General features: G+C 59.1%; 2 protein-coding genes and 1 pseudogene. All 3 read right to left on the bottom strand.

Translation table 11 applies throughout. The features are described from left to right. Positions 1-455, bottom strand: a pseudogene (locus tag ABJK70_RS20820) (formylmethanofuran--tetrahydromethanopterin N-formyltransferase); the annotation flags it as partial. 84 nt (positions 456-539) lie between these two features. Continuing rightward, complete coding sequence (locus tag ABJK70_RS20815; RefSeq protein WP_133717962.1) at positions 540-2,210, bottom strand: formylmethanofuran dehydrogenase subunit A; 1,671 nt, start codon at positions 2,208-2,210, stop codon at positions 540-542. 601 nt (positions 2,211-2,811) lie between these two features. Next, complete coding sequence (locus tag ABJK70_RS20810; RefSeq protein ID WP_077732067.1) at positions 2,812-4,095, bottom strand: formylmethanofuran dehydrogenase subunit B; 1,284 nt, start codon at positions 4,093-4,095, stop codon at positions 2,812-2,814. Positions 4,096-4,437: the final 342 nt, after the last annotated feature.

Raw genomic sequence — 4,437 nt, 5'->3', positions numbered from 1 at the left:
TCTTCGCAGAGGAACTCGCCGTCCATGACCGGGACGCGCCAATACCGTTTGCCGTTGATGCGCTTGGAGATCTGGAATCCGTCCCCGAAGAAGCGGAGATTCTTGCCCAAGGGAATCTTGTCGCCTTCGTGAATGCCGGCGAACAGTGCCGAGGTGGGCGAGGTCAGCACGCACTGGCCTGCGCGGGTTTCCACTTGCTTGGCCAAGGTTTTGCCGCCCATGGCGAAAATCAGCGCGGAGATGCCCGGTCGTCCGTCCGGCGTTTCACTCGGATCGAGTTCTCGCTCTATGCCTGCTTCGCAGCCACACGCGATTACCGAAGTGGCGAAGCCTGTCATGGCCTGAGCCGCATGATAAGCCCATTTGAGATTTTGAGCGGTGATGATGACCCGTGTGGCCCTCATCGGAAAGGCTTCGGCGAAAGTCGCATCGATCTGGACGCCGTTAATGTTCATGCAGTTCCTCACGGCTCTTTTGTTTTATTTGCAGAATTCGGGTGCTTTGCGTCTCAACGGGGGAGAATGCTCGCGCCATTCTTGTTAGGCCTGACCTTGGCAGGGATGAACGAGAATCTTGCTGCGTCCATCGTTCTCGATTTCCCAGTCGCGGATGATGAAGTTGTCCATCTTCATGGTGTGGTAGCGATCGAAATAGTCCCGCAGTCGCCCTTCGATACCCGCGCGCTCGAACTCCGGCTTGACGGTGTGCACATTGCCCCAGACGACTTTGACCACTTCGCCGTTGCGGACGACCAGTTCACCGTCCTTGAAGACATAATCGGGCTTGGTGAACATCGCCTCCTTGTCCTCCTGTTCGGTGTATACGGTAATGTCCCCGGCGGCTCCCGCGCCCAAATGGCCGCGGTCGCTGAGGCCGAGAAGCCTGGCGGCTCCGGCGCGGGTCATGATCGCGATCTCGTACAAACTGTACTCGCGGTCGATGGAGCCGAGCGTGCTCAGCGCGGCGGCATCGGCGTTGATGGTCGAGAGCATGTCGTTGCGGAAGCTCTTGTCCATCAGCAGCCGGATCAAATGGGGATAGGTGGTGAATGGCGCACCGTTAGGATGATCGGTGGTGAGGAAAATGCGCCAGGGGTCGTCCACCAGCAGGAAGATTTCGAGCCCGATACACCATTGCAGGGCATTGACGAAATTCTGGTCCCTGTACTTGAACGGTACCACCCCGCAGCCGGCGTCGCATTCGATGTCCATGCATACCCATTTGTTCGGATGGGCATGATGGGAATTGACGAACTGGCGCATGGAGTCGCCCGACGCGGTGACGGTCTGGCCGAACAGAATTTGCCCTACATCCGCCGTGATGTTGCGGTTCTTGTTGATGGCCTCCGCGATCTGTGCCGCGCCCGAAGAAAACTTGCGGTCGCCCTCGGTGCCATAACTATGGAACTGGATATGAGTTAGATGCATCGGCAAGCCTTCGATGCCGGTGATCGTGTTCAGCGTCGTTTCCAGATTGCCCGGCACCCCTAGATTGCAGCCGTGCACGTGCAGAGGGTGAGGTACGCCCAATTCGTGTACCGCCCTGGCCAGTTTCTGCAAAACCTGGCGCGGCGTGACGCCGTAATAGCTATGCTGATCGTCCAGATCCAGCTTGCGCTGGTTGAATTTGAACGCGCTGATTCCGCCGGGATTGACCACCTTGATGCCGATGCATTGGCTGGAGTGCAGAGTCCAAGCCACGTAATCGTTGATGACCTGCTGGTCGGCGCCGGACGAGAGTAGGCGCAGATAGAAATCATCGCTGCCGAGCATGGCATAGCCGCCTACGTCCATCAGCGGTACGTCGGCCATTTCCATGTGCGCTTGGCGGGCGTTGATGGGGAGCACCGCCGGTTCGAAGCCGGCGGTATAGCCCATTTCCGCATAGCGATAACCGGTGGTCAGCGTGGAGGGCGCGGCATGGCCGCAGCCGGCGCGTTTTAATCCCGAACGGGGCGATGGATCGGCGCGGTGATCCTCCGGCAGGAGGTTGCGGGCGATCGTCACTTTGCCGCCGCCGATATGCGTGTGCATGTCGATGGCTCCGGCCATGATCACTTTGCCGCGGCAATCGTATTCCTGATCGGGCGCCATGCCTTGAATATCGGAGTGAGGAACGATCCGGCCGTCGCGGATGTAAATGTCCAGCACCTGGCCATCGATGTTGTGCGCGGGATCGTAGACAGTGCCGCCCGTGAGTTTAATCAGCATGAAACAAGCTCTCCTGTGGATCGTTACCGCAAGGTGATACCGCTGGTCCGGTTATATCCGGAATCCGACCCAGTCCGGGCGGTCGCACCTCGGGGTCGTCGTCAGAAACACCAATCTCAGCGGATCGGTCTTGCCGCCGCAGTCGTCATGCAATGACGCTGGAGATCGATGGGTGGGATGAAAAGGCGGTACTGGCATCGAACTGATGTAAATGTCTTTATGGAGCCATTCCTAGCCGGAAGAGGCTAAATATGTCCAAGTCCCAGCAAAGCATTCGCCACTTCTCATCGTTGGACCCGCGTATTCACAAAGTTATGCAAAAACACGCGGTCCCAGGATTTTCTGGAAGGGACGGCCAATAAACTCAAATCAATCTGACACAATGCCTCTTCCGTAGGCTTGGTATAGCCCGGAAGAATAAGCAACCCGGTTTAACTTTTCAACTCGACGGCATCGGTTCGGACGGAAAGGGGTATCGCCAGAGTATGGGGCGGGGTGCAAACAGCGGTTTGAACGGGCTGATTCTGTGCCTGTCCTCCCGGTTTGCTCTGGAATGCGGCGGGGCAAGCCGGGAGGGAATAGGAACTATCGGAGACTGTTGCTACGTGGTAGAGCCGAGTGCTTGCTCGATCGCTCGAAGCACATCGGATGCTTTGAATAGCTCGGACTTGCGGAGTTGGTACAGCGGCATGGCGACGACATTGTCGCAACGGTACATGTGGCCGGCAAAGTCGATGCCGGGCACGCCCACGGGAATGAACACGTCGGGTTCGGATTCGAAGCGCATTCCCGAGCGGCCGATCACGACCGTGGGTACGTCACTCGCCGGAGGCGGCGTCGAGCTCAGGCTCGAAATCCAGAACAGGGCATCCGCTTCGCTGTTCGCGAGGAGTCGTGCCGCGCCGTTGTGGTAGGGGTCGTATTCTGGGTAACCTCGAGCATAGCTGACGCGCGTAGGATAACCGCTGATCCATGCGCACACCTGGCTCGCGGTGCGATCGCCGTCCTGTCCGCCCAGTGGCAATACGGCGGCGCGGGTGTCTTTATTCAGCGTCGCCACCATCTGGCACAGCTGCTGTACGGTCAGTTCGGCGTCAGGAAAGGCGAGTTGTCCCGCGGCCCAGGTCACGACGCTGTAATGGGCTTGGCGCAGCCGATCCACGACCGATTGCAGCTCCGAGACGGGGATGCCGGCGACCTGTTCCGCTTGAAGTTTCGCGCCCTTGGCCAGAGCCGAAAGCGCCGCCGCCACATCCGGCAGGCTCTCCTGGGCACAGGGGATGACCTTCGGCGGGCGGCCGTCGGGGGCGGTGGCCGCCTGGCCGGTCGGGGCGCGGCCGATGAAGATGATTTCGCGCTTGCCGGTGTCACCGTTGAACAGCGTTTCCTTGTTCCAGACGAAGCGTTCGAAGAAGCGCGGAAAATTGAGTTCGATATCGGTACCGAACGAGACCAGAACCTCCACCCGATTCTTGAGTTCGCCCAAGGTCGTCGCCATCCAGCCGGAATCGGCCAGCACCAAGAGGTTGCGCAAGCCGCCTTCGGCACGCATTTGATCGAACACGCCTCGGCAACGGTCGATCAAGGAAAGCGCCGCGCGGGTTTCGTCGACATCGGTGCCGAAGCCGCTGAATACCGGGAGGCGAGTGCTTTTCAATATTTCCGAGGCGCGCGCGACGGCCTGGTCCAGCGTAGCCGGCTTTCCGGCGATGCGTGGAACGGTATCGGCGATCGCTTGCTCGAAGCCGGGAATCGTTACGGCGTCACCGTTCTCGAGGATTCTGACCCGCTGGCCCTCGACTTCGATTTTCAGGTCGTCCGAGGCTATGCCGCAAAACGGGCTGGGAACGTTTTCGAAAACGCGGGTTTGGGTACTTTCGGTCATGCCATTTCTCTCAAGAGATATCAAGACGTCGGGTGGCGTAGCCGCCGAAGAGGTAAAGGATCATATGCGGACAGGCGCAGGTGTTGCACCAAATCGCGCAAGAATAGGTCTTTCGGCCTCAACTTTCAACTTCGGGCCAGCTAATACTTGGGCCCCGTAATCGTCTGCTATTTTCGGCGGCACGAGCCGTAATCGATCGGAAAGGTTTGGGTGGGATCAGTGATGGGTTTGGTGAGCCCCAGATCAGCCAGGACATCGGGTTGGCTCAGTCTGGACTTTGCTGCCGCCTGCTCAGATAGCACACGGTGAGTCGGCATTTCATAGGCGAAAGCCGATGCGCCC

The sequence above is a fragment of the Methylocaldum sp. genome, assembly GCF_039794385.1.
GTDB lineage: Bacteria > Pseudomonadota > Gammaproteobacteria > Methylococcales > Methylococcaceae > Methylocaldum.
The sequence above is the reverse complement of the archived record's forward strand: the minus strand, read 5'-3'. Positions and strand labels throughout refer to the sequence as shown.

Coding starts and splice junctions, on each gene's coding strand:
- ABJK70_RS20815 (WP_133717962.1), bottom strand. CDS start 2,210: ATGCTGATTAAACTCACGGGCGGCACTGTCTACGATCCCGCGCACAAC.
- ABJK70_RS20810 (WP_077732067.1), bottom strand. CDS start 4,095: ATGACCGAAAGTACCCAAACCCGCGTTTTCGAAAACGTTCCCAGCCCG.